A 23873-nucleotide genomic window follows, 5' to 3' on the forward strand; every position below is an offset into this window, starting at 1 on the left:
ATCAGGACAACATCTGCGCCGGTTGGACCCACCAGCCGGCGTTTTTCTGTGCCAGTCGGCGCGCCGCAGCTTCTGCCGCCTGCTGCGTGGCAAAGACGCCCCAGCAGGTGCTGCCCGAGCCGGAAAGATTTTGCATCAGACATCCGTCCTGATCAGCAAGCGCCTGCAGGATCTGGGTAATTTCAGGCAGATAGACGGCTGACGCCGGATCGGTCAGCACATCGGCAAAGTCATTGCCATATGCGGCAAGCCAAAGCGCGAATGCCGCGTGCCCCATCCCCAAAGGCACAGTTAATGCCACATCGGACGGTGCAGGGGCCTTGCGCCCCAAAGCCTGAAACATCGCGCCTGTGGGGGTTTCGACCCTCGGATTGACCAGAACAAGCCAACATTCCGGCAGTACGGGAGCCGCGCTCAGCACCTCGCCAATGCCCCGCATGATCTGCGGCTGAGGTGCCTGCATACAGACCGGCACATCGGCCCCAAGCGCAACCGCGCATTCGGGGGCAATCGCGGGCACATCCCAAAGCCGCGCCAGAAGACGCAAGGCGACCGCCGCATCCGAAGAGCCGCCGCCAATCCCGCCACCATGCGGCAGGGTCTTGGTCAGCCGGATCCGTGCGCCCTGCGTCGTGCCAGTTTCGCGCTGTAGCAGATGCGCGGCCTTCAGGACCAGATTGCGCGCATCCACCGGCACCCCTTCGGCAAAGGGGCCATCGACCTGCAAGTCCAAGCTGTCATGCGCCTCAACCGTCAGCCGGTCCCCGAAGCCTGCAAAGACCACAAGGCTTTCAAGCGTGTGATAGCCATCTGCCCGTCGCCCCGTCACCGCAAGCGACAGGTTGACCTTTGCAGGCGCTATATCCGAGAGGCTCATTGAACCGGCTGCGCCTTGAGCGGCGGTGCGCCCTCTTCCTTCAGCACGGCATCAAGGCCGACCTCCAGCTTGCGCTTGACGCGATCCATATCGACATCTTCCCCCGGCCCGAAAGCAATCGCGCGCTTCCATTGGAACTGCGCCTCGCGCTTGCGACCCACAGCCCAGTAGGCATCGCCCAGATGGTCATTGACCAGCGGATCGACGGATTCCAGCGTGATCGCTTTCTCCATCTCTTTCACCGCCTCGTCATAGCGCCCCAGACGGAACAACGCCCAGCCCAGACTGTCGATAATATAGCCCGAATCCGGCGATGCCTTGACCGCCTGCCGGATCATCTTCAGCGCCTCGTCAAGGTTCTCGCCCTTTTCCACATAGGAATAGCCAAGATAGTTCAGCACCGAAGGCTGGCCCGGGTTCAGCTCCAGTGCCTTGCGGAATTCTCCTTCGGCGCGATCCCATTTATCGGACCGCTCATCGGCAATACCGGCGGCATAATACACGAACCAGTCCCGCGGCTGCGGCGATTGCAGACGCGACAGCGCCTGCTGATAGGCATCGGCGGCCTCGGCAAAGCGCTGTTCACGGCGCAGCATGTCCCCCAGAGACACCCAGACGCCCGGCAATTCGGGATCGTCCTTGGCCACGCCCTGCACGACCTTGATCGCCTCATCGGCGCGATCCGCGCGCATCATGGTCTCGGCCTTGCCCAGCTCTGCCGCATAATAGACCGTGCTATCGGCGGGCACTTCATCATAGGTCGCGATGGCAAGATCATGCTGGTCTTGCTGATCCAGAATAGAAGCGGCCAACAAGGTTGCATCGACATTTTTAGGATTGAGCCATTGGGCGATGCGGGCATGGACAAGCGGAATCGTATCGGAGACATCTCCGCCCGCCAGCGCCGCCCCCACCGAATAATACAGCTCGCCCACACCTTCGCGCGCCGTGTTGGCCACATCGAAGGGCACGGTTTCCCCTGCCTCCAGACGTTTGCGCAACTGTGCAAGCTGCGGATCGAGCGACTCCCCGAACACGTCCTTGAGAAGCGCGACCGCATCGGCATCGCGATCAAGGTTGGACAGCACTTCGACATGGGCCATCACACCACGCCGCGTGGCATGGATCGCGTCCGCCGCCCCGCCCGAGAGAATTTTCTCGGCACTCTCGAAATCCCCAACCTGCGCCATCGCAAGTGCCTTGTGATAATCGGCAAAGCCCTGCAGCCCCGGCATCTTGGCCACCTGATCGAAGGCCTTGAACGCATCGCTCATATTGCCTTGGCCGACATAGACCCATGCGCGGTAAAGCTGCGTGAAAAGCGGGCCGATATTTTCCGTCCCGTTGACCAGCTTCATCGCTTCGTCATATTTGCCCTCGCCCACGGCATTGGCCAGACGGACAAGGAAGACAGGCTGGCTATCGGCGGCCTGCGCGTCGCTGGCGGCGATCTGTTCGGCAATGGCCGCCGCCTTGTCGTAATTGCCAAGGACGATCTGCGCCGTCATGGCCGATTCCGCCACGCCCATATCCACGACGCCTGCCTGAAGAAGCTGGCCGTAATAAGCCGTCGCCTGCTGGTAATCATGATCGCCCGTCGCAGCGCGCGCCGCCAGATACGCCCCTGCGGGCTGCGCGGAAACCATTGGCGCCTGGACTGCGGCGAATGAAAGAGCCAACGCGCAAACCGGCGTCAATCGAAACGGCATGGATATGTCCTCTCTGATGTCTAGGCGACCCTAGCGATAGCGCATGCCGGAGGCAATGCAGGCTGAGGGCCGCCCGAGCTATGGCTACGGAAAAACACGCTTTCTTGACCGCGCGGGGCCTTTCTGGCGCGGCGTCGCGGTCAGACCAGCAGGCGTTTTCCGTCGTGACCACGGATTTTCGCCGTCAGGATCGTGCCTTCGGGCTGGTCTGTGTCGAAATGCACCTCGGTGAAGGTCTCGGTGCGGCCTGCCTGCGGCCCTTCGGTCAGGATCACCAGATCGGAGCCGACCTGACATGCAAGATGCGCCTCAAGCGCGCGGTCTCCGGCCTCACGCAGACGGCGGGCACGGTCCTTGATGGCCTTGCCATTCACCGCAGGCATGCGCGCGGCAGGCGTGCCCTTGCGCGCCGAATAGGGGAAGACATGCAGGAAGGTCAGCCCGCACTCATCCACCAGTTTCAGCGAGTTCTGGAACATCTCTTCGGTCTCGGTCGGGAAACCCGCAATGATATCGGCCCCAAAGACGATCCCGGGCCGCAGCTTGCGCGCCTCTTCGCAGAACGCGATGGCATCATCGCGCAGGTGGCGCCGCTTCATCCGCTTGAGCACCATGTCATCGCCCGCCTGCAGCGACAGGTGCAGATGCGGCATCAGGCGCGGCTCGGTCGCGATGGCCAGCATCAGGTTTTCATCGGCCTCGATGGAATCTATCGAGGAAATCCGCAGGCGCGGCAGATCCGGCACCAGTTTGAGGATACGCATCACCAGATCCCCCAAGCGCGGCTCGCCCGGCAGATCCGCCCCCCAAGAGGTCAGATCGACGCCGGTCAGCACCACCTCGTTGAAACCACGGTCGCGCAGACGCTTGATCTGCTCGACCACCACCCCCGCCGGAACAGAGCGCGAATTGCCACGGCCATAGGGGATGATGCAGAAGGTGCAGCGGTGGTCACAGCCGTTCTGCACCTGCACATAGGCGCGGTGGCGGCCAAAACCGTCAATCAGATGGCCTGCGGTCTCTTTGACCGACATGATGTCATCCACCTGAACCTTTTCGGTCTCGCCAATCAGGTTGGGGACGCGCATCTGTGCCCATGTCTCGGGCAGCATCTTCTCGTGGTTGCCGATCACCTTGGTGACCTCGGCCATGCCCGCAAAAGTCTCGGGTTCGGTCTGCGCGGCGCAGCCGGTCACGATGATCGGCGCATCGGGGTTCTCGCGGGCCAATCGGCGGATCTCCTGCTTGGCCTTGCGCACGGCCTCTGCCGTCACCGCGCAGGTATTCACCACAACAGCCCCCTCGACGCCAGCGGCGGCGGCGAGTTCCTTCATCGCCTCGCTTTCATAAGCGTTCAGACGGCAACCAAGCGTGGCAAAGACAGGCGGTTTCATAGGGCACCCAGAAAATCAGAGGTCAGTTCCGCGCGGAACACAAAGGCCGTGGGGCCGGTCATCCAGACGCCATCCTCGCGCCAGTCGATCTCAAGCCGACCGCCGTCCACATCCACCGTCACCCGCCGCCCCGTGAGGCCGCGCAGATGCGCCGCCACGGCGGTCGCACAGGTGCCAGAGCCACAAGCCAGCGTCACGCCCGCGCCACGCTCCCACACCCGCATGCGCAGATGATCGGGGCCCGTGACAGAGGCAAACTCGACATTGGTGCGCTCGGGGAAGGACGGGTGATGCTCGATCTCGGCGCCCCAGCTTTCCAGCGCGACCTTCTCGGCATCTTCGACAAAGAAGATGCAATGCGGGTTGCCCATGCCCACGGCTACCGGATCACCATCGATTCCCGTCGCCTTAGGATCGCCGTCAAAGGGAATCATGCGCGCCTCCAGAATCGGCGCCCCCATATTGACCGAGACCATCCCATTCGCGGCGCGCTTCGCCTCAAGCTGGCCACGATCGGTGGTGAAGCGCACATGGTCCTTGCCAAGCTGACCCATCATCCAGTCCGAGACACAGCGCGAGGCATTGCCACACGCCCCCGAAAGCGAGCCATCCGAATTGTAGAATTTCAGATGGAAATCGGCCTCTTGCGAGGGGCCGATCAAAGCGAGCTGATCGAAACCGACACCACGGTGCCGGTCTGCCAAGGCCTCGGCCAAAGCAGGTGTCACCGGATCGACCCCGTCACGGGCGTCAATCACGACGAAATCGTTTCCAAGGCCATGCATTTTCATGAAGGCCAATCCAGACAGGGGTAAAGACGCGTTTTTCATGAGCGCGATATACGCCCCCCGAAAACTTTTTTCCAGAGATCTCATTTTTTTTGAATTTCGCTGTTGACGCCCCCCGCACAGAGCCGTAGAAGGCGCCCACACCAGCAGGGAAGCACACAGCGAACCGGTTGGAAACGAAAGAAAGTGGGCCGTTAGCTCAGTTGGTAGAGCAACTGACTTTTAATCAGTGGGTCGCAGGTTCGAATCCTGCACGGCTCACCACTTTCCATAAAATATCCTTTCCCTTTCATGGGTTGCGGGTATTTGCGACGAACCTATCAGAGCGGTTCGTCATGTTTGTAATTCCATTGGTGCGCGAAGTCAGCTTATCAAACGCTTAATCAGCCAACCCTTCGCGTTCTGCCGCAGCTGTATAGTGCTGCACAAGCGCTAAGGTCTTGTGGCCTGTTACGGCTGCGATCTGATTTGTGGTCGCCCCGGCCTCTGCAAGCCTCCGCGCGCAGGCCTTCCGAAGGCCATGTGAGGAGCACGCTGGCAAATTTGCCCCCCGTGTCCAACGCTGCATGAGATTCCCGGGGCCAGCTGGTGTACGCGCAGTACCTTGTTTCGTAGAGATATAAGGGCGATCAGAAGGCAGCTTTGCCAGAACCTCAACAAGGTCCGGATGAAGGGGAATTGAGATGAGACGCCCATTCGTCTTTTTCGTCTTCTGACGACGATACTGAAACCGCCCTCCTCGATGTTCCACGGCCCAAACCGCACAGCGTCAACGCGGGCCGCCCCAGTGTACACCATCAGCGTCATCACCTTGTGCGCCTCAGTGCCCTCAGGATGCGTCTGGATGAATTTTGCGATCTCCATCTCGGTCCAGGTGTGGAAGCCCTCCGTAGCGACCTTGTAGGGCTTCGTAGCGCGCGCTGGATTGTCCGCTCGCCATTCCAAGGCGATCGCATAGTCTAGAAGCTGGATTAGCCTCTTGCGAAGGTTATTGGCCGCTGCAGGCGTCGGCCACGGCAGTATCTTCCTCGGCCTTCTTTCGGGCACGGCTTTCCAGCCTTCGTGCCTCCGCCTCTGCGGTAACCAACCTGGCCACCGCCGCCTCCCGATCGCGGCGGGCCGCCTCGATCAACTCGTTGCTTTCGGTCAATGCACTCTGCCGCTTCGACTCTGCCTCTGCGTCCAGGATGGCGGCTTGTTCCAGCTGCTCCGCTAGACGGACGGTGATCTCCTCCTCCGTGGCTGAGAGCTCTTCCTCATGGATGGCCAGGGCCGAGACGCGATCTTCCATCTCTCGCAGCAGCAGCGCATCCTGCTCCGCAGCCGCCTTGCGCGCGCGCCATTCTGCACGGGAAAGCCTCTCCCGCTTCGGACCCAGCCGAGTATCCAAGGCGGCGCTACCGCCTATTTGCAGCAGTATAGCGGCCGACACATCTCCCCTCGACGCCAAGCGCAAATCGCGGGAACTGCTGTCTTGTAACTGCAATGCGCTTGGTATACATCGGCATACTAAAGGCTTGTGGCGACTCGGCGGGTGTTTGGCGGCCGGCGTGCAAGCGTGAAACGATAGCGACATCTAGGGACCGTCATGAGCTTGTACACAGACTACCTAACCGAGATCGAAACCCGTAAGGGCGAAGGCCTGCACCCCAAGCCCATCGATGATGGCGCGCTGGTGGCAGAGCTGATCGAGCAGATCAAAGACGAAGGCAACGCCTACCGCGAGGATTCGCTGAAGTTCTTCATCTACAACACCCTGCCGGGCACGACTTCGGCGGCGGGCGTGAAGGCGAAGTTCCTGAAGGAAATCATTCTGGGCGAGGCCGTCGTTGCCGAGATCACCCCCGATTTCGCGTTCGAACTGCTGTCGCATATGAAGGGCGGCCCGTCGATGGAAGTGCTGCTGGATCTCGCGCTTGGCGAGGATGCAGCGATTGCCGCCAAAGCGGGCGAAGTCCTGAAAACGCAGGTCTTCCTGTATGATGCCGATATGGCGCGTCTGGCCGATGCCTATAAGGCGGGCAATACCGTCGCCAAGGATGTGCTGGAAAGCTATGCCAAGGCCGAATTTTTCACCAAGCTTCCCGATGTGGAAGACGAGGTGAAACTGGTCACCTATATCGCCGCCGAAGGCGATATCTCGACCGACCTTCTGTCGCCGGGCAACCAGGCGCACTCGCGCTCGGACCGCGAGCTGCACGGCAAATGCATGATCTCGGAAGAGGCCCAGAAAGAAATCGAGGCGCTGAAAGCCCAGCACCCCGACAAGCGCGTCATGCTGATCGCGGAAAAAGGCACCATGGGTGTGGGCTCCTCGCGTATGTCGGGCGTCAATAACGTGGCGCTCTGGACCGGCAAGCCGACCTCGCCCTATGTTCCCTTCGTGAACTATGCGCCGGTTGTTGCGGGCACCAACGGCATCTCGCCGATCTTCCTGACCACCGTTGGCGTGACCGGCGGGATCGGTCTGGACCTGAAAAACTGGGTCAAGAAGGTCGATGCCGATGGCAAGCCGGTTCTGAATGAAGAAGGCAACCCCGTTCTGGAACAGAAGTATTCTGTCGCCACCGGCACCGTGCTGAAAATCGACACCAAAGCGAAGAAGCTGCTGAGCGAAGACGGTCAGGTTCTGGCGGATGTCGCCTCGGCCTTCACGCCGTCGAAGGTCGAATTCATGAAGGCAGGCAGCTCTTATGCTGTGGTCTTCGGGAAGAAACTGCAAACGTTCGCGGCGGAAACGCTGGGCGTTGAGGCAGCGCCGGTCTTCGCGCCTTCGAAAGAAGTCTCGATCGAGGGTCAGGGCCTGACGGCTGTGGAAAAAATCTTCAATGCCAATGCCGTGGGTGTGGAAAAGGGCAAGACCCTGCATGCCGGTTCGGACGTGCGCGTAAAGGTCAATATCGTCGGCTCGCAAGACACCACCGGCCTGATGACCGCGCAAGAGCTGGAATCCATGGCCGCGACCGTGATCTCGCCCACCGTGGATGGCGCCTATCAGTCGGGCTGCCACACCGCTTCGGTCTGGGACAAGAAAGCGCAAGCCAATATTCCGAAGCTCATGTCCTTCATGAACAACTTCGGCGTTGTCACCGCGCGTGACCCCAAAGGCGAATACCACGCCATGACCGACGTTATCCACAAGGTGCTGAACGACATCACCGTCAGCGACTGGGATATCATCGTCGGCGGCGACAGCCACACCCGTATGTCCAAAGGCGTGGCCTTCGGTGCGGACTCGGGCACCGTTGCTCTGGCACTGGCCACCGGTGAAGCCACCATGCCGATCCCTGAATCGGTCAAGGTGACCTTCAAGGGCCAGATGAAGGACTATATGGACTTCCGCGATGTGGTTCACGCGACCCAAGCGCAGATGCTCCAGCAATTCGGCGATAACGTCTTCCAAGGCCGCATCATCGAAGTGCATATCGGCACGCTGCTGGCGGACCAAGCCTTCACCTTCACCGACTGGACCGCAGAGATGAAGGCAAAAGCCTCGATCTGTATCTCGAATGATGACGTGCTGATCGGGTCGCTGGAACTGGCGAAATCGCGTATCCAGGTGATGATCGACAAGGGCATGGATAACGAAGCCAAGACCCTGCAAGGCCTGATCGACAAAGCCGACAAGCGGATCGCCGAGATCAAATCGGGCGAGAAGCCCGCGCTGAAACCCGATGCCAATGCGAAATATTTCGCAGAGGTCGTCGTGGATCTGGACCTGATCGACGAGCCGATGATCGCAGACCCCGATGTGAATAACGCCGATGTCTCGCGTCGCTACACCCATGACACCATCCGCCCCGTGTCTTACTACGGCGGCGACAAGAAGGTGGATCTGGGCTTTGTCGGCTCTTGCATGGTGCATAAAGGCGACATGAAGATCGTGGCCCAGATGCTGAAAAACCTCGAGAAAGAGGCCGGCAAGGTCGAATTCAAAGCGCCTCTGGTTGTGGCTGCGCCGACCTATAACATCATCGACGAGCTGAAAGCCGAAGGTGATTGGGACATCTTGCAGAAATACTCGGGCTTCGAGTTCGACGATCTCTTCCCGAAATCGCAGGCGCGCAAAGAGTACGAAAACATCATGTATCTCGAGCGTCCCGGCTGTAACCTCTGCATGGGCAACCAGGAGAAAGCTGCGAAAGGTGACACCGTTCTGGCGACCTCGACCCGCCTGTTCCAAGGCCGCGTTGTGGAAGATACCGCCGAGAAGAAAGGCGAGTCGCTGCTGGCCTCGACCCCCGTCGTGGTTCTGTCGGCCATCCTTGGCCGCACCCCGAGCCTTGACGAATACAAGAAAGCCGTCGAGGGCATCGACCTGACCAAATTCGCTCCGCCGCTGGAAAAGCCGGCTGATACGAAGTCGGTCCACTTCTAAGCTTTCGGCCAAGAGGCCTAGAAATACCAAAAGGGCGAGACAAAAGTCTCGCCCTTTTTTGATGCGCTACAACGGCAAGACAGCCATTCTACGCGATGAGGCCGAGTGCCGGGGCGCGGGATCTACGATAACATGAGGACCGCAGTGGACCGTGCCCGCTGTGACAGCGGCCATACGTATCATCTCGGAAGCGGCGGCAAGCCTCGACGTGGCGGTGAAGACCGTGGGCGAGGATGGCGCTGAAACGGCGCTGGCATGGCACCCTTCGGCGGCCTTTGTCTCGGGCGAGGCGAACGGCTGGACCTCGAGCTATGAGCTGATCCGCGATCTTGTCATCGACGCGCTGTCTGATGACCGTGGCGGGCTCGCCTTCGTCAACCGATCTGGCGACGGTCGTATCCTCGAAATCATCCGACCCCGCGCCGGCGTGATGCAGGTGACCGATAGGCTGAGCGCCTATATGGCCACGGTCCCGAAGCGCGGCCTGACAGTGGTATGCAATCAGAACGGCGGCCCTGCCTCCTATCGATCCGTCGCAGACGAGATGCGCGACGTGAAGGACGCGATGAAGCACCCCGACGCCAAGACCTATGTCACCCACGGCCTGCGCAAGAATGCGACGATCGAACTGTATCTGGCGGGATGTGATGACGAGATGGTCAAGGCCATCACCGGACACTCAGGCGTCGAGATGCTGAAAAAGTATGGCGGGCAAGAGCGTCAAAAGGTTCTCGCGATGAAAGCTCAAGAGGCGCGGAATCGAGCATGGACAGAACAGGCACAGAACACGAATGTTTCAAAGCTTGTTTCAAAAAATCAGGAGAGGAAGAACAGCAATGACGCAAGTCACTGATTTTGTTGGAGGCGAGTACCGGAATCGAACCGGTGTACACGGATTTGCAATCCGCTGCGTCACCACTCCGCCAACTCGCCAGCCATGTGGTAGTGGGGATCTAACGGATTGTGCGGCCTCGCGCAAGAGGGTGTGACGCCCAAGCAGCATTGATTTTTACTTCTTTGCGTCACGCCAAGGCTCAACTTGCCCCGAATGGCTTTCTATGCAAGTAATGCCGTAACATTCCAGACTGAAGAGTTTAGCAAAATGCAGGACTTCGAAACGCGCCGCGTGGTCATGGTGGACACTCAGGTCCGGCCGAATGATGTGACGAAATTTCCCATCATCGAGGCTATGCTGAATGTCCCGCGGGAGACCTATGTTCCTGATTCCCTGCGGGAACTTGCCTATCTGGGCGAAAATCTCGAGATCGCGCCGGACCGGGTCCTGTTGGAACCGCGCATCTTCGCCAAGCTGCTTGACGCCCTGAACATCCGCTCGAATGACCTCGTTCTCGATCTGGGATGTGGTCTTGGCTACTCTTCGGCGATCATCGCACATCTGGCCGAAGCCGTTGTCGCGGTAGAGGAAGACCCGCTGGCAAAACAGGCCGAACTGACCCTTGGTCAAGCGGAAGTCGACAATATTGCAGTCGTGCATAATGCCCTGCCGCAGGGCGCACCGCAGCACGGGCCTTTCGACGTGATCATGATTGAAGGGGCTGTCGAAGAAGTGCCCGACACCATCCTCGAGTCGCTGAAAGAAGGCGGGCGCATCGGGACCGTTTTCATGGAGAACAACCTGGGCATCGCACGTATCGGCATCAAAACCGATGGGGTCGTCAACTGGCGCGATGCGTTCAATGCCGCAGCCCCTGTTCTGAGCGGCTTCCGGCAGGTTTCGCGCTTCAGCCTTTAATGCGACCCCGCTACGGGCGCTGAACAGGCCGTTTATAAATATAAAGACAGCCCATGCCGTCAGGCCGGGCTCATAACATGACAAAGGCATGGCGGGCACGATGTTGAAATCACTTCTTCTGGCGACAGGCATTACGGGCTTCATGGTTGCAGGATCGGTCACGGCACAGGCGGAAACGCTCGCGGATGCAATGATCTCTGCCTACAAGACCTCGAACCTCCTCGAACAAAACCGTGCCACGCTACGGGCCGCCGATGAAGGGGTAGCGCAGGCCGTCGCGGCGCTGCGCCCTGTTGTGCAATGGACCGCCAGCTATGGCTGGACCAAATCCGAAGGCGTATCGTCGCTGACGGGGCGGGATGTCACCAGCGAGGGGTCCTCGGCCACGACTGCCCTGAGCGCCTCGATCACGCTGTTCGATTTCGGTCGCAACCGGTTGACGATCAGCTCGCAGAAGGAAGCGGTTCTTGCCACGCGCGAAACCCTGCGTTCGATCGAACAGCAGGTGCTTCTTGCAACAGTTCAGGCCTATTCCGACGTGAAGAGTGCGCAGGAGCAGGTTGCCATCAACCAGAACTCGGTGCGCGTGCTGCAAGAAGAGCTGAATGCCACCAATGACCGGTTCGACGTGGGCGAAGTGACCCGCACCGACGTGTCGCTGGCCGAGGCGCAGCTGGCCTCGGCACGGGCCTCGCTGGTCAGTGCGCAAGGCTCGCTCGAGACGGCCCGCGAATCCTATAAGGCCTCGACCGGCCATTATCCGGGCAAGCTTGCGCCTTTGCCGCCTGCGCCCAACCTGCCGAAGTCGCGGGACGAGGCCTCCAGCACGGCACAGCGCAACCATCCCGCCATCAAATCCCTGCAGCATTCTGTCGCCATGGCGGAGATTGCGGTCAAATCGGCCAAAGCCGAGAAGCTGCCGGAAATCACCGGTTCGGTCTCGCTGTCCAATGACGAGGGCGGCTATGTCGGGCAAGCGGCGAGCATCGGCATGACCCAGACAATCTATTCCGGCGGCACGCTGGATTCGGCCTATCGTCAGGCCGTGGCCAGCCGCGACTCCTCCCGGGCCGAATTGCGTCAGGAGGCCGTTGATGTGGTGCAGGCCGTGCTGACATCCTATGCCTCGATCGACGTCTATCGCGCCCAGATCCGCGCCTATGACGAACAGATCCGTGCCGCACAGGTGGCCTATGATGGCGTCAAGGAAGAAGCCACGCTCGGGGCCCGCACCACGCTGGACGTTCTCGATGCGGAACAGGACCTTCTGGACGCGCGTGCCAACCGGATTACCGCCGAGGCCGATTTGCAGGTAGCGTATTATCAACTATTATCTAATATGGGTTTGCTAACGGTGGAAAACCTGAAGCTGGGGATCCCGACCTATGATCCGGCCGCATATTACAACGCTGTGCATAATGCGCCGCTGACCAGCATCCGGGGCGAAAAGCTTGACAAGGTCCTTCGGGCCATCGGCAAGCAGTAAAGGCGCCACCACCGTTCCGCGGGCCCGCCACCGGGCCCGCCTTAGTGTGAATGTACGGATCCGGGTGGCGCAGTTTCTATCCGGGTCGCCTGCCGGATTGGAGACATAATGGCCGAGCCCGAGAAAAAGATCGAAATCGAGGATGTTCTGTCCTCTATTCGCCGCCTTGTCGCGCAAGACCCCATTCCGCCGCGCAGTGCCCCCACGCCCGTCGCCCCCCTCACAGCGCCGGAAGAGGCGCTGCTTCTGACTCAGTCCGACCGCGTCGAAGATGAAACGCCTTCTCTTGGTGCCATTGATCCAGCCCCGCTGCCGGACGCGCCGATAGCCGAAGAGACATTTGACCATGTGTCTCCCTTCGCGTCGCCTGCACCGGATAGCGCCGAATTCGATGCGATGGAAAGCGCGGAAGAGGCTGGCTTCGCTCTGACTTCCCATGCGACCTCTCCCGATGAGGCCAGCCTCGATCAGGATTGGGAAGCCGTGCATCATGCCGCCCCCGGCACACGCGACGCGGTGGAGCCGCAGGACATGCCGTTTGACACCACAATCGATGAAGCCACGGATGCGGCTTTGGACGTGCTGCAACTGGAGCCGCATATGCGCGCCCCCGAACCGGCAATGCCGACGATGCCCGTGACACCGGCATCGGCATCGGATCAGGGCGATTTCGAGCCTGACGAGGGCGATGCCGCCCCGCTTTCCGGTGCCTTGACGGCCTTCGGTCACGCCGAGGAAGAGGCCGCAGCCCCCCTGCCCTCGATGCATTTCGACGCGTTCGACACCGGAGAGGACGCGCCAGAACCTGCTGAGGACGCCTCCGTTGAGGATGCCCCCGTTGCCGCGCAGACGCGCCACCCGTCCTTCGCCACCGAGACGGGTGCCGAGGCCGAGACATATTCTGCCTGCATCGAAGACCATGCGGACGTGCCAGCAGCCATGCCAGAACCTGTCATGGCCCCGAGCACAGACAGCGGCATCGATCCGGAACGTGTTCCCGATTGCGATCCGGCAGAGGAGAGTCTCCACGCATCTGCTGCTGTCGAAGCCCCCCTGCCGGAAGATCCGGATCTGGCAGAGACCGCCTGGACCGCCCCTCATGACGCGGATCGGGAAGATGCAGACTGGCCTCCGGCAGAAGAGCTTCCGCCAGAGCTTGAGGCCGCCGCAGAAGCCCTGAGTGACACCATCTCCGAAACGGCGGAAATGGCCGTTCTGCACGAGGCGACCCGCCGCCTGCATCTGCACACCCCCGAGGGAGAGATCACCCCGACCGAAGAGGCCCGTCCCGTCCTGACACAGCCTGCGGGAGGTGATGCCGCGGCGGTCTTTGACGAAGAGGCCCTGCGCCAGATGGTGGGCCGCATGATCCGCGCCGAACTGCAGGGCGCGTTGGGGGAACAGATCACCCGCAAAGTCCGCCGCCTCGTCCGGCAGGAAATCAACCGTGCGCTGATTGCGCGCGAGTTTGATTGAACCGCCCGATCGCACCGTCAGGATGAATTACGTCAACACTCCTGCCCCGAGATTTCCTTGCGACACTCGGGACAGGAGAGTATAGGCAAGGCATGACTCGGATTTTTGACATTACGGAACGTATTCGCCTGCGCGAACGCTTCTACGGCGAAAGCCGCTCGGTCCTCGCACGACTTTGAGGATTTGTCCTTTTGGGCACCGGTTCGGCATGCCCAAGCTCGAGTAATTCCACAGCTATCCCTATGAAAGTGAGAGCCATGTCTGCTCCGAAGACCCTCTATGACAAGATCTGGGACGCCCATGTTGTGTCCGAAGACGAAGACGGCACCTGCCTGCTGTATATCGACCGCCACCTTGTTCACGAAGTGACCAGCCCGCAGGCGTTTGAAGGCCTGCGTATGGCAGGCCGCCAAGTGCGCGCGCCGGAAAAGACCATTGCCGTGCCGGACCATAACGTGCCGACCACGACGGACCGCGCTTCGGGTGTGATCAGCAACGAAGAATCGCGCATCCAGCTGGAAGCGCTGGATAAAAACGCCAAGGACTTTGGCGTGAACTACTATCCGGTGTCGGATGTCCGTCAGGGCATCGTGCATATCGTCGGCCCCGAAAACGGCTGGACCCTGCCCGGCATGACCGTTGTCTGCGGCGATAGCCACACCGCGACCCACGGCGCGTTCGGCGCGCTGGCGCATGGGATCGGCACCTCGGAAGTGGAACATGTTCTGGCGACGCAGACGCTGATCCAGAAGAAATCCAAGAACATGAAGGTGGAAATCACCGGCAAGCTGAAGCCGGGCGTGACCGCCAAGGACATCACCCTTGCGGTCATCGGCGCCACCGGCACCGGCGGCGGCACCGGCCATGTCATCGAATATTGCGGCGAAGCAATCCGCAACCTGTCGATGGAAGGCCGTATGACCGTGTGCAACATGGCCATCGAAGGCGGTGCGCGCGCGGGTCTGATCGCCCCCGACGAGACCACCTTCGAGTATGTCAAAGGCCGCCCGCATGCGCCCAAAGGCGCGCAATTCGAGGCTGCTCTGAACTGGTGGAAAACGCTCTTCACCGATGAGGGCGCGCATTTCGACAAGGTCGTGACGCTGAAAGGCGAAGATATCGAGCCGGTCGTAACTTGGGGCACCTCGCCCGAAGACGTGCTGCCGATCTCGGGCGTTGTTCCTGCCCCCGAAGACTTCAAGGGCGGCAAGGTCGAAGCGGCGCGTCGCTCGCTGGACTATATGGGCCTCGAGCCCGGCACCAAGCTGGAAGATATTGCGATTGACGTCGTCTTTATCGGCTCCTGCACCAATGGCCGTATCGAAGACCTCCGCGCCGCGGCCGAAGTCCTGAAAGGCCGCAAGATCGCTGATGGCGTGCGCGCCATGGTCGTGCCCGGTTCCGGTCTGGTCCGTGCGCAGGCCGAGGAAGAAGGTCTGGACAAGATCTTCCTCGACGCCGGTATGGAATGGCGTATGGCGGGCTGCTCGATGTGCCTTGCCATGAACCCCGACCAGCTGGCCGAGGGCGAGCGCTGTGCCTCGACCTCGAACCGCAACTTCGAGGGCCGTCAGGGCTATAAGGGCCGCACCCACCTGCTGAGCCCCGCGATGGCTGCCTGTGCCGCCGTCACCGGCAAACTGACCGATGTGCGCAAGTTCATGGACCTGGCAGACGCATAAGGAGCGACGAGAATGGAAAAGTTCGAAAAATTCACCGGTATCGCCGCCCCCATGCCGCTGGTCAATATCGACACCGATATGATCATCCCCAAGGGCTTTTTGAAGACGATCAAGCGCACCGGCCTTGGCGTGCATGCCTTCGACGAGATGCGCTATAACCGCGACGGCAGCGAGAACCCCGATTTCGTTCTCAACAAGCCGGCCTACCGCGAGAGCCAGATCCTGATCGCGGGCGATAACTTCGGCTGCGGCTCCTCGCGCGAGCACGCGCCTTGGGCGCTGGCGGATTTCGGCATCAAGGTGGTCATCTCGACCTCCTTCGCCGATATCTTCTTCAACAACTCGTTCAAAAACGGGATGCTGCCGATTGTCCTCCCGCAAGAGCAAGTCGACCTGCTGATGAAAGACGCGGAAAAAGGCGCCAACGCGCGGATGACCGTTGATCTGGAAGCGCAGGAAATCTCGACCTCAGAAGGTACTATCGTCAAATTCGACGTGGATCCCTTCAAGAAGCACTGCCTGCTGGAAGGTCTGGACGATATCGGCCTGACGCTGAACAAGGCGGCGGCGATCGACAGCTTCGAGGCCAAGGCCGCACAGTCGCGCCCGTGGGTCTGATTGCGCGAGCCTGACGACAGGCCGACACCGATAAGAAAAGGGCCGCTCCACCGAGCGGCCCTTTTTGTATCTGCCGTAAAGGCTTAGCCCTTGAGAGCTTCGTCCACGGCCTCTTTGAACTTATCCCAAGCCATATTGGAATATTTCTTGCCGTTGATGATAAAGGTCGGCGTGCCGTCAATTGCGTCGGCATTCGCGTTTTTCTGGAACGTCGCCACCATCTGGCGGGCGCGGTTCTGGTCATTCAGGCAGGTTTCGATCTGTTCTTTCGAGAAGCCCGCTTTCAGACCCAGCTTGCGTAGATTGGCCGCGATCGTTGCCTGCTGGCCGTCACCGATCCAGTCCTGCTGGCCATCAAAGATCATATCCGCGACCGAATAATATTTCATGTCGCCGCCGCATTGGGCCAGAAGCCCCGCCCAAAGGCCGAATTTATCGAAATAGACCTCGCGCATGATAAAGCGCACCTTGCCAGTATCGATATACTCTTTCTTGAGGTTCGCCCAAGAGGTCTCGTGCCAATGCGCGCAGTGCGGACAGGTGAACGACGCATATTCGATGATCGTCACAGGCGCATCCGCCGACCCGATCGGAATGTCGGGCAGGGTTTCAACCGTCGCATCGGGCTTGGCGTCTTCTGCCGAAGCAGGCGTTGCAAAGCCGGTCATCAGGCTCTCGCCACGGCTGCTGATCCATCCCCCCAGTGCAGCCACAACGGCGGCACCGGAAATCCCGAGCAGGAAGGAACGTCTGTTCATTAGTTAACCTTTCTTCTGGTCAGACCGCTTTGCGGACTTCATCAATACATTCTGCGCCAGCATCTCCAGCGCGGATTTCAGATCCGGATCACGGCAATCGGCGGCGGTGGCCTGCGCCTGCGCGCGGATTTCGGGGGTGGGTTCGGGGCGCTTTTTCGGCGCGGCGGTAAATTGCGCCTGCCCGTCGGCAAACCCCGTAGGGGCCGTCTGGGTCAGGGTCACGCGGGAAATGGCATTATACCCATAGCAGGCATTCACCTTCTCGCGGATACGCGGGATCTGCATCTGCATCATGGGCCCTGCCGCCCCCAGCGTCAGAAGTGTCAGGGTCGCCCCCATCCCGTCGCGGGCATAGCCAATCTTCACGGGGCGGCATTGCGCGGCAATCTCTTCGCCCACGATCTCGGACCAATGGGTCAGCAGTCGCGTCACCGCAAAGCCGCGTGTCTCTCCGACCGAGCGGATACGGTCTTTCAGCAGGCCCGAAGCCGCTTCGAAACCACGCATCCTGCGAGAGGCCATGGGGCTGTAGCCGGTGCCTTTGCCCCGCTTGTCCTTCCCTGTCTCGCTGGTCGTCGTTTTCTTTGCGGCCATCTGTCATTACTCGTGTTCAATGGTTATTTTAGGCACTCCGAGGCCCGATACCAACCACTTGCCGATAAGAGAGCATAAATATTGCGTGACGTAGCCGACATCAGCCCCGCCCTGCTGGCATGGTATGACCGAAATGCCCGCGTTCTGCCATGGCGCACGGGGCCGGAAGATCATGCAAAGGGGCTGCGGACCGCGCCCTATCGGGTCTGGCTTTCCGAGGTCATGCTGCAACAGACCACTGTGGCCGCCGTGCGCAACTACTTCCGCGATTTCACCACGCGCTGGCCCACAGTCACCGATCTCGCGCAGGCCGAGGATGCCGATGTCATGGCCGCTTGGGCGGGGCTTGGCTATTATGCCCGCGCGCGCAACCTGTTGAAATGCGCAAGGGTCGTGGCCTTTGATCTGGGCGGGCAGTTTCCCCGAACCGCGCAGGAATTGCAGGCATTACCCGGAATTGGCCCCTATACGGCGGCAGCGATTGCCTCCATCGCCTTTGACGCACCAGCCACGGTGGTGGATGGCAATGTGGAACGTGTGGTCTCGCGCCTCTTTGCCCTGACCGACCCTCTGCCCGGCACCCGCCCCGAAATTGCGCGGCTGGCGGGGCAGATTACCCCGCAGGACCGTCCGGGGGATCACGCTCAGGCCATGATGGATCTGGGCGCGACCCTCTGCACGCCGCGCAATCCTGTCTGTGCGCTTTGTCCGCTGGAGGCGCACTGCGAGGCCCATGCACAGGGGATCGCGGCAAGCCTGCCCGTCAAGGCTCCGAAAAAGGTCAAACCCACGCGGCGCGGTCATGCCTATGTGCTGATCGGTCCGGCGGGCGAGGTGCTGGTGGAGCGCCGCCCCGACCGCGGGCTTCTGGGGGGAACGCTGGGCTTTCCGACAAGCGACTGGGCCGAAGAGCGCCCCGCTTTTGCCCCGCCTCTGGAGACCGACTGGCAGGAGGCCGCCACAGAGGTGCGCCACACCTTTACCCATTTCCATCTGATCCTCACCGTTCATACGGGGCTGGGGCATGTGGACGGGATGACCGGCAATAACGCCTTCTCGCCCGATGCCCTGCCCACGCTGATGCGCAAGGTCTGGGAGGCCGCGCAGCCCGCCTGAATGCGGGCGGATTGCGCCTTCGCCAAAGGCCGCTATGCTGGCGCCAAAACCGGAGGCCCGATATGTCCACACGCGAAGAGTTGCGCCAACCCCAGCGCGCCCTGCCCTTCTGGCTGTCCTTAGGCACGGTCCCTCTGGTCCTGATCGAGGCCGCGTTCGGCGGCTGGAGCCTGATCCTTCTGCCGCTTTATGCGTGGTGGCTGGTGACCTTCCTCGACAAGATTCTGGGCAAGAATCCGGACCAGCCCGATGTCGACACCCCCGAAGAAGACCTGATCTGGTATCGCGCCATCACGATGGCATGGCTGCCGATCCAGCTCTGCGTGATCTATGGCATGATCTGGTGGGTCACTCATGGCAGCGGGTTGAACCTGTTCGAGATCGTGGCGCTGTTTTTCGGGGTGGGCGTGATCTCGGGAACCATCGGTATGGTTTATGCCCATGAGCTGATGCACCAGAAAGATCGTGTAGAGCGCTGGCTGGCCGATCTGCTGCTGGCCTCGGTGCTGTATTCGCATTTCCGCAGCGAGCATCTGCTGGTCCATCACCTTTGGGTGGGCACGCCCCGCGATGCAGTGACCGCGCGCTATAACGAGGGGTTCCACCGCTACTTCCTGCGGGTGCTGCGCGACTGCCCCCGTTCGGCGCTGGAAGCGGAATGCCAGAAGCTTGACCGCGCAGGCCGCCCGCACTGGCACCAGAGCAATCCGTTCTGGCGCTATGCGGGGTTGCAACTGGTGGCGCTTTTGCTGGCCTTCCTGGTGGGCGGGCTGTTTGGTGTGGTGCTGTTTATCCTACAGGCGGTTTTCGCCATCTGGCAGCTAGAACTGACCAATTACATCGAGCATTACGGGCTGACGCGGCGCTATCTGGGCGAAGGTCGCTATGAGCATGTGAAGCCCCATCACAGCTGGAACGCGGCGCATTTCGCCTCGAACTGGCTGCTGATCAACCTGCAGCGCCATTCGGACCACCATTACAAACCCAGCCGCCGCTTTCCTCTGTTGCAGACCTATGCGAAATCCGAGGCCCCGCAACTGCCCTTGGGCTATCCGGCAATGACGACGCTGGCGATGATCCCGCCTTTGTGGCGGCGACGGATGAACCCCCGCGTGCGGGCGTGGCGGGCGCAATTCTATCCCGATATCGAGGATTGGTCGCCCTATAATCAGGCGCTGTTTCCCAAACCGCGGTCCTGAACCGCACGGTGCGGCGTCACGACCCGCATCGTCAGATTGATCCGCCCGGGCTGTTTCAGAAGCAGGCTGGTGCCCGCTGCGATCCGGTCCACGCCGTGATAGCGCAGGCGGGCCGCGCCCTCCATCACCACCACATCGCCCGAGCGGAGCCACAGGCTTTCGGTCCTGCCGCCGCGCTCGAGGTTGCCGATGCGGAACAGCGCCTCGTCGCCCAGTGACACCGAGACCACCGGCTGGCTCAGGTCGCCCTCGTCGCGGTCCTGATGCATGCCCATCTTTGCCTCCGGCCCGTAGTAATTAAGAAGGCAGGTCTCGGGCGGACGGGCCTGCGGCACCAGTTCTGCCCAAAGCGCGGTCAGAACGGGGGGGATCGGCGGCCAGTCGCTGCCCTGCGGGTGGCGCGGAGCATAGCGATAGCCCTGCAAATCGCTCATCCAGCCCCACTGCCCCGCCGAGGTCATCCGCACCGACATTGTCGCGCCCGAAGGCGTTCGCGGCGAGAAAAGTGGCGCCTCACGCAGGATATCGCGCAGATCCGCGACCAGACCGACCTGTTCCTGCGCGCTCAACCATCCTTCATAGACCCGAAAGCCACGCAAGATACGGGGGGCCGGACGGGTATAGCCCACAGCATCTGCCTCATTTGCGGGCGGGTTCGAAAAATCTGTTCGATTCTTGTCATCTTCCGGCATCTGGAAACCTTGCAGCAGCATTTTGCCCTCCTTATATACCTTCCGAAGCCGATTGCAGAGCCCCGGCGACCCGCTCGGGCAAGGCACTCGGACAGCAAAACTGCAAACCCTGGGATGGGAGGCGGGGGCCTTATGGACCTGTTTCCCGACATCGCCAAAAGAAGAGGTATTGATATGGGTAAAGTCATCGGGATTGACCTCGGGACCACCAACTCCTGCGTTGCCATCATGGATGGCTCGCAACCGAAAGTTATTGAAAACTCGGAAGGCGCACGCACCACGCCGTCGATCGTGGCCTATACCGACGACGAACGTCTGGTCGGCCAGCCGGCAAAGCGCCAAGCCGTGACCAACCCCACCAACACGATCTTTGCTGTCAAGCGTCTGATCGGCCGTCGCACCACCGACGCCGAAGTGCAAAAAGACAAGGATCTGGTGCCCTATTCCATCGTTGACGGTGGCAATGGCGACGCATGGGTCGAAGTGAAGGGCGAGAAATACTCCCCCGCACAGGTTTCGGCCGTGACCCTGCAGAAGATGAAAGAGACCGCTGAATCGTATCTGGGCGAGGAAGTGACGCAGGCCGTCATCACCGTTCCGGCCTATTTCAACGACGCGCAACGTCAGGCAACCAAAGACGCCGGCAAGATCGCCGGTCTGGAAGTGCTGCGCATCATCAACGAGCCGACTGCAGCCGCTCTGGCCTATGGTCTGGACAAGAAAGACAGCAAGACCATCGCGGTTTATGACCTTGGTGGTGGGACCTTCGATATCACCATTCTGGAAATCGATGACGGTCTGTTCGAAGTGAAATCGACCAACGGGGACACGTTCCTTGGGGGGGAAGACTTCGATATGCGCATCGTCAACTTCCTCGCCGACGAGTTCAAGAAAGAGCACGGCGTTGACCTGACCAAAGACAAGATGGCGCTGCAGCGTCTGAAAGAAGCGGCTGAAAAAGCGAAGATCGAACTGTCGTCCAGCCAGTCGACCGAGATCAACCAGCCGTTCATCTCGATGGATGCGAAAACCGGCACGCCGCTGCACATGGTCATGAAGCTGACCCGCTCGAAGCTGGAAAGCCTTGTGGGCGATCTGATCAAGAACTCGCTCAAGCCCTGTCAGGCGGCCCTGAAGGATGCGGGCGTCTCCAAGGACGAGATCGACGAGGTCGTTCTGGTCGGCGGTATGACCCGTATGCCGAAAGTCGTGGAAGAAGTGACCAAGTTCTTCGGGAAAGAGCCCCATAAAGGCGTGAACCCCGACGAGGTTGTGGCGCTTGGCGCGGCCATTCAGGCCGGTGTTCTGCAAGGCGACGTGAAAGACGTGGTCCTGCTGGACGTGACGCCGCTCAGCTTGGGTATCGAAACGCTGGGTGGTGTCTTCACCCGTCTGATCGACCGCAACACCACGATCCCGACCAAGAAGTCGCAGATCTTCTCGACCGCGGAAGACAACCAGAATGCCGTGACCATCCGCGTGTTCCAAGGGGAACGCGAGATGGCTGCCGACAACAAGATGCTCGGCCAGTTCAATCTGGAAGACATCCCGCCGGCACCGCGCGGCATGCCGCAGATCGAAGTGACCTTCGACATCGACGCCAACGGCATCGTCTCTGTTTCGGCCAAAGACAAAGGCACGAACAAAGAGCAGAAGATCACCATCCAAGCCTCGGGCGGCCTGTCCGATGAGGATATCGATCGCATGGTGCGCGACGCGGAAGAAAACGCCGAGTCGGATAAAAAGCGCAAGGAGCTGGTCGAAGCAACCAACCAAGGCGAAAGCCTGCTGCACTCGACCCGCAAATCGCTTGAAGACCACGGCGACAAGGTTGATGGCTCGACCGTCGAAGTCATCGAGCTGGCAGCCAATGCGCTGGAAGAGGCTCTCAAGTCGGATGATGGTGCCAAGATCAAGGGCGCAATCGCCAACCTGCAGGATGCAGCAATGAAACTCGGCGAGGCCATCTATAAGGCCGAGCAGGAGAAAGCCGCAGCCGAAGAAGACGCTGAAGAGGCCGATGATAGCCGCTCCCCGAACGATGACGATATCGTTGACGCGGACTTCGAAGATCTCGGCGAAGATCGTAAGCGCAACTGATCGGCTTGGAACAATGTGGACGGGCCCGCTGTTAGGGCGGGCCCGTTTTCACGTTCTCCGAAGGGAGCTAGAGAATGGCAAAAAAGGATTTCTACGAGGTTCTGGGCATCCAGAAAGGTGCCTCGGCCGATGAGATCAAGAAGGCCTATCGCGCTAAAGCGAAAGAGCTTCACCCCGACCGTAATAAAGATAATCCGAACGCCGAAGCCCTGTTCAAGGAAGTGAACGAGGCACATGACGTTCTGAAAGATCCCGAAAAGAAAGCGGCTTATGACCGGTATGGCCATGCCGCCTTCGAAGGCGGCATGGGTGGCGGCGGTCGCCCCGGTGCGGGCTATGGCCAGCAGGGCGATTTCGCTTCGGCCTTCTCGGATGTGTTCGAAGATCTGTTCGGCGATTTCATGGGCGGTGGCGGTGGCCGCGCCGGTGGTGGCGGGCGTTCGCGCGCAACCCGTGGCTCGGATCTGCGCTATAACCTGCGCGTGACGCTGGAGGAGGCCTTCAAGGGCGCCCAGAAGCAGATCAACGTTCCGGGGTCCGAGACCTGTGACAGCTGTCATGGCACGGGCGCTGAGGGCGGCGCGGAGCCGCAGACCTGTCCCACCTGTGGTGGCATGGGTAAGGTTCGGGCGCAGAACGGTTTCTTCACCGTAGAACGCACCTGCCCCACCTGTGGTGGCCAAGGTCAGGTGGTAAAAAACCCCTGCCGCAAATGCCACGGTGCAGGCCGGATCGAGAAAGACCGCACGCTTTCGGTCAATATTCCGGCCGGGGTGGAAACCGGCACGCGCATCCGTCTGGCTGGCGAAGGCGAGGCAGGTCTGCGCGGCGGTCCGTCAGGCGACCTCTATATCTTTATCGAGGTCAAGGAGCATGATCTGTTCCAGCGCGACGGGACATCGCTTTTCTGCCGCGTTCCGGTTTCTATGGCCAGTGCCGCGCTGGGAGGCGAGCTTGAAGTGCCGACCATTGACGGCGGTCGCTCGCGGGTCAAAATTCCCGCAGGCAGCCAGTCGGGCCGCCAGATGCGTCTGCGCGCCAAAGGCATGCCCGCTTTGCGCGGGGGGGCGGTTGGCGACATGCTGATCGAGCTGGCGGTGGAAACACCCGTCAACCTGACACCCCGCCAGAAAGAGCTGCTGCGCGAGTTCGAGAAGATCGAGGCCGAGAACAACCCGCAAGGGGCGTCGTTCTTCCGGAAGGTCAAGAGCTTCTGGGACGGGATGACCGGATAAGCCAAAAGCCGCCCTCAG

Annotated in this window: 19 protein-coding genes and 2 tRNA genes; 12 read left to right on the plus strand and 9 right to left on the minus strand. The window is 60.8% G+C overall.

Annotated features, from left to right (window positions below; translation table 11 throughout):
- Position 1: 1 nt before the first annotated feature.
- From WDB88_RS01695 to dapF, 4 genes are all read right to left on the minus strand, one after another.
- On the minus strand, positions 2-877 hold the full coding sequence (locus WDB88_RS01695) for a 4-(cytidine 5'-diphospho)-2-C-methyl-D-erythritol kinase (RefSeq protein ID WP_339108488.1): 876 nt from the start codon (positions 875-877) through the stop codon (positions 2-4).
- The gene (locus WDB88_RS01700; RefSeq protein WP_339108489.1) at positions 874-2523 is read right to left on the minus strand and encodes a tetratricopeptide repeat protein; all 1650 of its coding nucleotides are present in this window, start codon (positions 2521-2523) and stop codon (positions 874-876) included. The genes WDB88_RS01695 and WDB88_RS01700 overlap by 4 nt, the downstream gene beginning before the upstream one ends.
- Before the next feature lie 203 nt (positions 2524-2726).
- Positions 2727-3980 carry a tRNA (N(6)-L-threonylcarbamoyladenosine(37)-C(2))-methylthiotransferase MtaB gene (mtaB, locus tag WDB88_RS01705; RefSeq protein ID WP_339108490.1) on the minus strand — a complete coding sequence of 418 codons (1254 nt, stop codon included), beginning with the start codon at positions 3978-3980 and terminating at the stop codon, positions 2727-2729.
- Positions 3977-4771 carry a diaminopimelate epimerase gene (dapF, locus tag WDB88_RS01710; protein WP_339108491.1) on the minus strand — a complete coding sequence of 265 codons (795 nt, stop codon included), beginning with the start codon at positions 4769-4771 and terminating at the stop codon, positions 3977-3979. The genes mtaB and dapF overlap by 4 nt, the downstream gene beginning before the upstream one ends.
- A 185-nt stretch (positions 4772-4956) precedes the next feature.
- On the opposite strand from dapF, the gene WDB88_RS01715 reads away from it, so the two are divergent.
- Positions 4957-5032 (plus strand) — tRNA-Lys (locus WDB88_RS01715).
- Between the two features lie 724 nt (positions 5033-5756).
- Here WDB88_RS01715 and WDB88_RS01720 read toward each other — a convergent pair.
- Positions 5757-6158 carry a hypothetical protein gene (locus WDB88_RS01720; RefSeq protein ID WP_339108492.1) on the minus strand — a complete coding sequence of 134 codons (402 nt, stop codon included), beginning with the start codon at positions 6156-6158 and terminating at the stop codon, positions 5757-5759.
- A 198-nt stretch (positions 6159-6356) separates the two neighbouring features.
- Here WDB88_RS01720 and WDB88_RS01725 point away from each other — a divergent pair, with 198 nt between their 5' ends.
- Together WDB88_RS01725 and WDB88_RS01730 are read left to right on the plus strand one after the other, a co-directional pair.
- A complete protein-coding gene (locus WDB88_RS01725; protein ID WP_339108493.1) occupies positions 6357-9146 on the plus strand; it encodes a bifunctional aconitate hydratase 2/2-methylisocitrate dehydratase in 2790 nt (929 codons plus the stop codon).
- 151 nt (positions 9147-9297) lie between these two features.
- Positions 9298-9999, plus strand: coding sequence for a phage portal protein (locus tag WDB88_RS01730; RefSeq protein ID WP_339108494.1), 702 nt, complete (start codon positions 9298-9300; stop codon positions 9997-9999).
- A 6-nt stretch (positions 10000-10005) separates the two neighbouring features.
- Here WDB88_RS01730 and WDB88_RS01735 read toward each other — a convergent pair.
- Positions 10006-10079, minus strand: a tRNA-Cys gene (locus tag WDB88_RS01735).
- A 169-nt stretch (positions 10080-10248) separates the two neighbouring features.
- On the opposite strand from WDB88_RS01735, the gene WDB88_RS01740 reads away from it, so the two are divergent.
- From WDB88_RS01740 to leuD, 5 genes are all read left to right on the plus strand, one after another.
- Entirely contained in the window at positions 10249-10899 is a 651-nt protein-coding gene (locus tag WDB88_RS01740; protein WP_339108495.1) for a protein-L-isoaspartate O-methyltransferase, read from the plus strand.
- Positions 10900-10999: 100 nt separating this feature from the next.
- Complete coding sequence (locus tag WDB88_RS01745) at positions 11000-12385, plus strand: TolC family outer membrane protein (RefSeq protein WP_339108496.1); 1386 nt, start codon at positions 11000-11002, stop codon at positions 12383-12385.
- A 108-nt stretch (positions 12386-12493) separates the two neighbouring features.
- The gene (locus WDB88_RS01750) at positions 12494-13861 is read left to right on the plus strand and encodes a hypothetical protein (RefSeq protein ID WP_339108497.1); all 1368 of its coding nucleotides are present in this window, start codon (positions 12494-12496) and stop codon (positions 13859-13861) included.
- Between the two features lie 257 nt (positions 13862-14118).
- Entirely contained in the window at positions 14119-15543 is a 1425-nt protein-coding gene (gene leuC, locus WDB88_RS01755) for a 3-isopropylmalate dehydratase large subunit (RefSeq protein WP_339108498.1), read from the plus strand.
- 12 nt (positions 15544-15555) lie between these two features.
- Complete coding sequence (gene leuD / locus WDB88_RS01760) at positions 15556-16161, plus strand: 3-isopropylmalate dehydratase small subunit (protein WP_339108499.1); 606 nt, start codon at positions 15556-15558, stop codon at positions 16159-16161.
- 83 nt (positions 16162-16244) lie between these two features.
- On the opposite strand, the gene WDB88_RS01765 is transcribed toward leuD, so the two are convergent.
- Both WDB88_RS01765 and WDB88_RS01770 read right to left on the minus strand, forming a co-directional pair.
- Positions 16245-16919 carry a DsbA family protein gene (locus WDB88_RS01765; RefSeq protein ID WP_339108500.1) on the minus strand — a complete coding sequence of 225 codons (675 nt, stop codon included), beginning with the start codon at positions 16917-16919 and terminating at the stop codon, positions 16245-16247.
- Between the two features lie 3 nt (positions 16920-16922).
- Entirely contained in the window at positions 16923-17441 is a 519-nt protein-coding gene (locus WDB88_RS01770; RefSeq protein ID WP_339109451.1) for a DUF721 domain-containing protein, read from the minus strand.
- A gap of 153 nt (positions 17442-17594) precedes the next feature.
- On the opposite strand from WDB88_RS01770, the gene mutY reads away from it, so the two are divergent.
- Both mutY and WDB88_RS01780 read left to right on the plus strand, forming a co-directional pair.
- Complete coding sequence (gene mutY, locus WDB88_RS01775; RefSeq protein ID WP_339108501.1) at positions 17595-18629, plus strand: A/G-specific adenine glycosylase; 1035 nt, start codon at positions 17595-17597, stop codon at positions 18627-18629.
- A 62-nt stretch (positions 18630-18691) separates the two neighbouring features.
- Complete coding sequence (locus WDB88_RS01780) at positions 18692-19828, plus strand: alkane 1-monooxygenase (RefSeq protein WP_339108502.1); 1137 nt, start codon at positions 18692-18694, stop codon at positions 19826-19828.
- On the opposite strand, the gene WDB88_RS01785 is transcribed toward WDB88_RS01780, so the two are convergent.
- A complete protein-coding gene (locus WDB88_RS01785) occupies positions 19798-20541 on the minus strand; it encodes an alpha-ketoglutarate-dependent dioxygenase AlkB (protein WP_339108503.1) in 744 nt (247 codons plus the stop codon). The genes WDB88_RS01780 and WDB88_RS01785 overlap by 31 nt on opposite strands.
- Before the next feature lie 153 nt (positions 20542-20694).
- Between WDB88_RS01785 and dnaK the strand changes: the two genes are divergently transcribed.
- The gene (gene dnaK / locus WDB88_RS01790; protein ID WP_339108504.1) at positions 20695-22620 is read left to right on the plus strand and encodes a molecular chaperone DnaK; all 1926 of its coding nucleotides are present in this window, start codon (positions 20695-20697) and stop codon (positions 22618-22620) included.
- Between the two features lie 74 nt (positions 22621-22694).
- The gene (dnaJ, locus tag WDB88_RS01795; protein ID WP_339108505.1) at positions 22695-23855 is read left to right on the plus strand and encodes a molecular chaperone DnaJ; all 1161 of its coding nucleotides are present in this window, start codon (positions 22695-22697) and stop codon (positions 23853-23855) included.
- The last annotated feature ends 18 nt before the right edge of the window (positions 23856-23873 follow it).

Source organism: Thioclava sp. GXIMD4216 (genome assembly GCF_037949285.1).
Classification (GTDB): domain Bacteria; phylum Pseudomonadota; class Alphaproteobacteria; order Rhodobacterales; family Rhodobacteraceae; genus Thioclava; species Thioclava litoralis.

Bases quoted from the DNA above. Each gene is read 5' to 3' on its own strand.
- WDB88_RS01695 (WP_339108488.1), bottom strand. From the start codon at position 877: ATGAGCCTCTCGGATATAGCGCCTGCAAAGGTCAACCTGTCGCTTGCG.
- WDB88_RS01700 (WP_339108489.1), bottom strand. From the start codon at position 2,523: ATGGTTTCCGCGCAGCCCGCAGGGGCGTATCTGGCGGCGCGCGCTGCG.
- mtaB (WP_339108490.1), bottom strand. From the start codon at position 3,980: ATGAAACCGCCTGTCTTTGCCACGCTTGGTTGCCGTCTGAACGCTTAT.
- dapF (WP_339108491.1), bottom strand. From the start codon at position 4,771: ATGAAAATGCATGGCCTTGGAAACGATTTCGTCGTGATTGACGCCCGT.
- WDB88_RS01725 (WP_339108493.1), top strand. From the start codon at position 6,357: ATGAGCTTGTACACAGACTACCTAACCGAGATCGAAACCCGTAAGGGC.
- WDB88_RS01740 (WP_339108495.1), top strand. From the start codon at position 10,249: ATGCAGGACTTCGAAACGCGCCGCGTGGTCATGGTGGACACTCAGGTC.
- WDB88_RS01745 (WP_339108496.1), top strand. From the start codon at position 11,000: ATGTTGAAATCACTTCTTCTGGCGACAGGCATTACGGGCTTCATGGTT.
- WDB88_RS01750 (WP_339108497.1), top strand. From the start codon at position 12,494: ATGGCCGAGCCCGAGAAAAAGATCGAAATCGAGGATGTTCTGTCCTCT.
- leuC (WP_339108498.1), top strand. From the start codon at position 14,119: ATGTCTGCTCCGAAGACCCTCTATGACAAGATCTGGGACGCCCATGTT.
- leuD (WP_339108499.1), top strand. From the start codon at position 15,556: ATGGAAAAGTTCGAAAAATTCACCGGTATCGCCGCCCCCATGCCGCTG.
- WDB88_RS01765 (WP_339108500.1), bottom strand. From the start codon at position 16,919: ATGAACAGACGTTCCTTCCTGCTCGGGATTTCCGGTGCCGCCGTTGTG.
- WDB88_RS01770 (WP_339109451.1), bottom strand. From the start codon at position 17,441: ATGGCCTCTCGCAGGATGCGTGGTTTCGAAGCGGCTTCGGGCCTGCTG.
- WDB88_RS01780 (WP_339108502.1), top strand. From the start codon at position 18,692: ATGTCCACACGCGAAGAGTTGCGCCAACCCCAGCGCGCCCTGCCCTTC.
- WDB88_RS01785 (WP_339108503.1), bottom strand. From the start codon at position 20,541: ATGCTGCTGCAAGGTTTCCAGATGCCGGAAGATGACAAGAATCGAACA.
- dnaK (WP_339108504.1), top strand. From the start codon at position 20,695: ATGGGTAAAGTCATCGGGATTGACCTCGGGACCACCAACTCCTGCGTT.
- dnaJ (WP_339108505.1), top strand. From the start codon at position 22,695: ATGGCAAAAAAGGATTTCTACGAGGTTCTGGGCATCCAGAAAGGTGCC.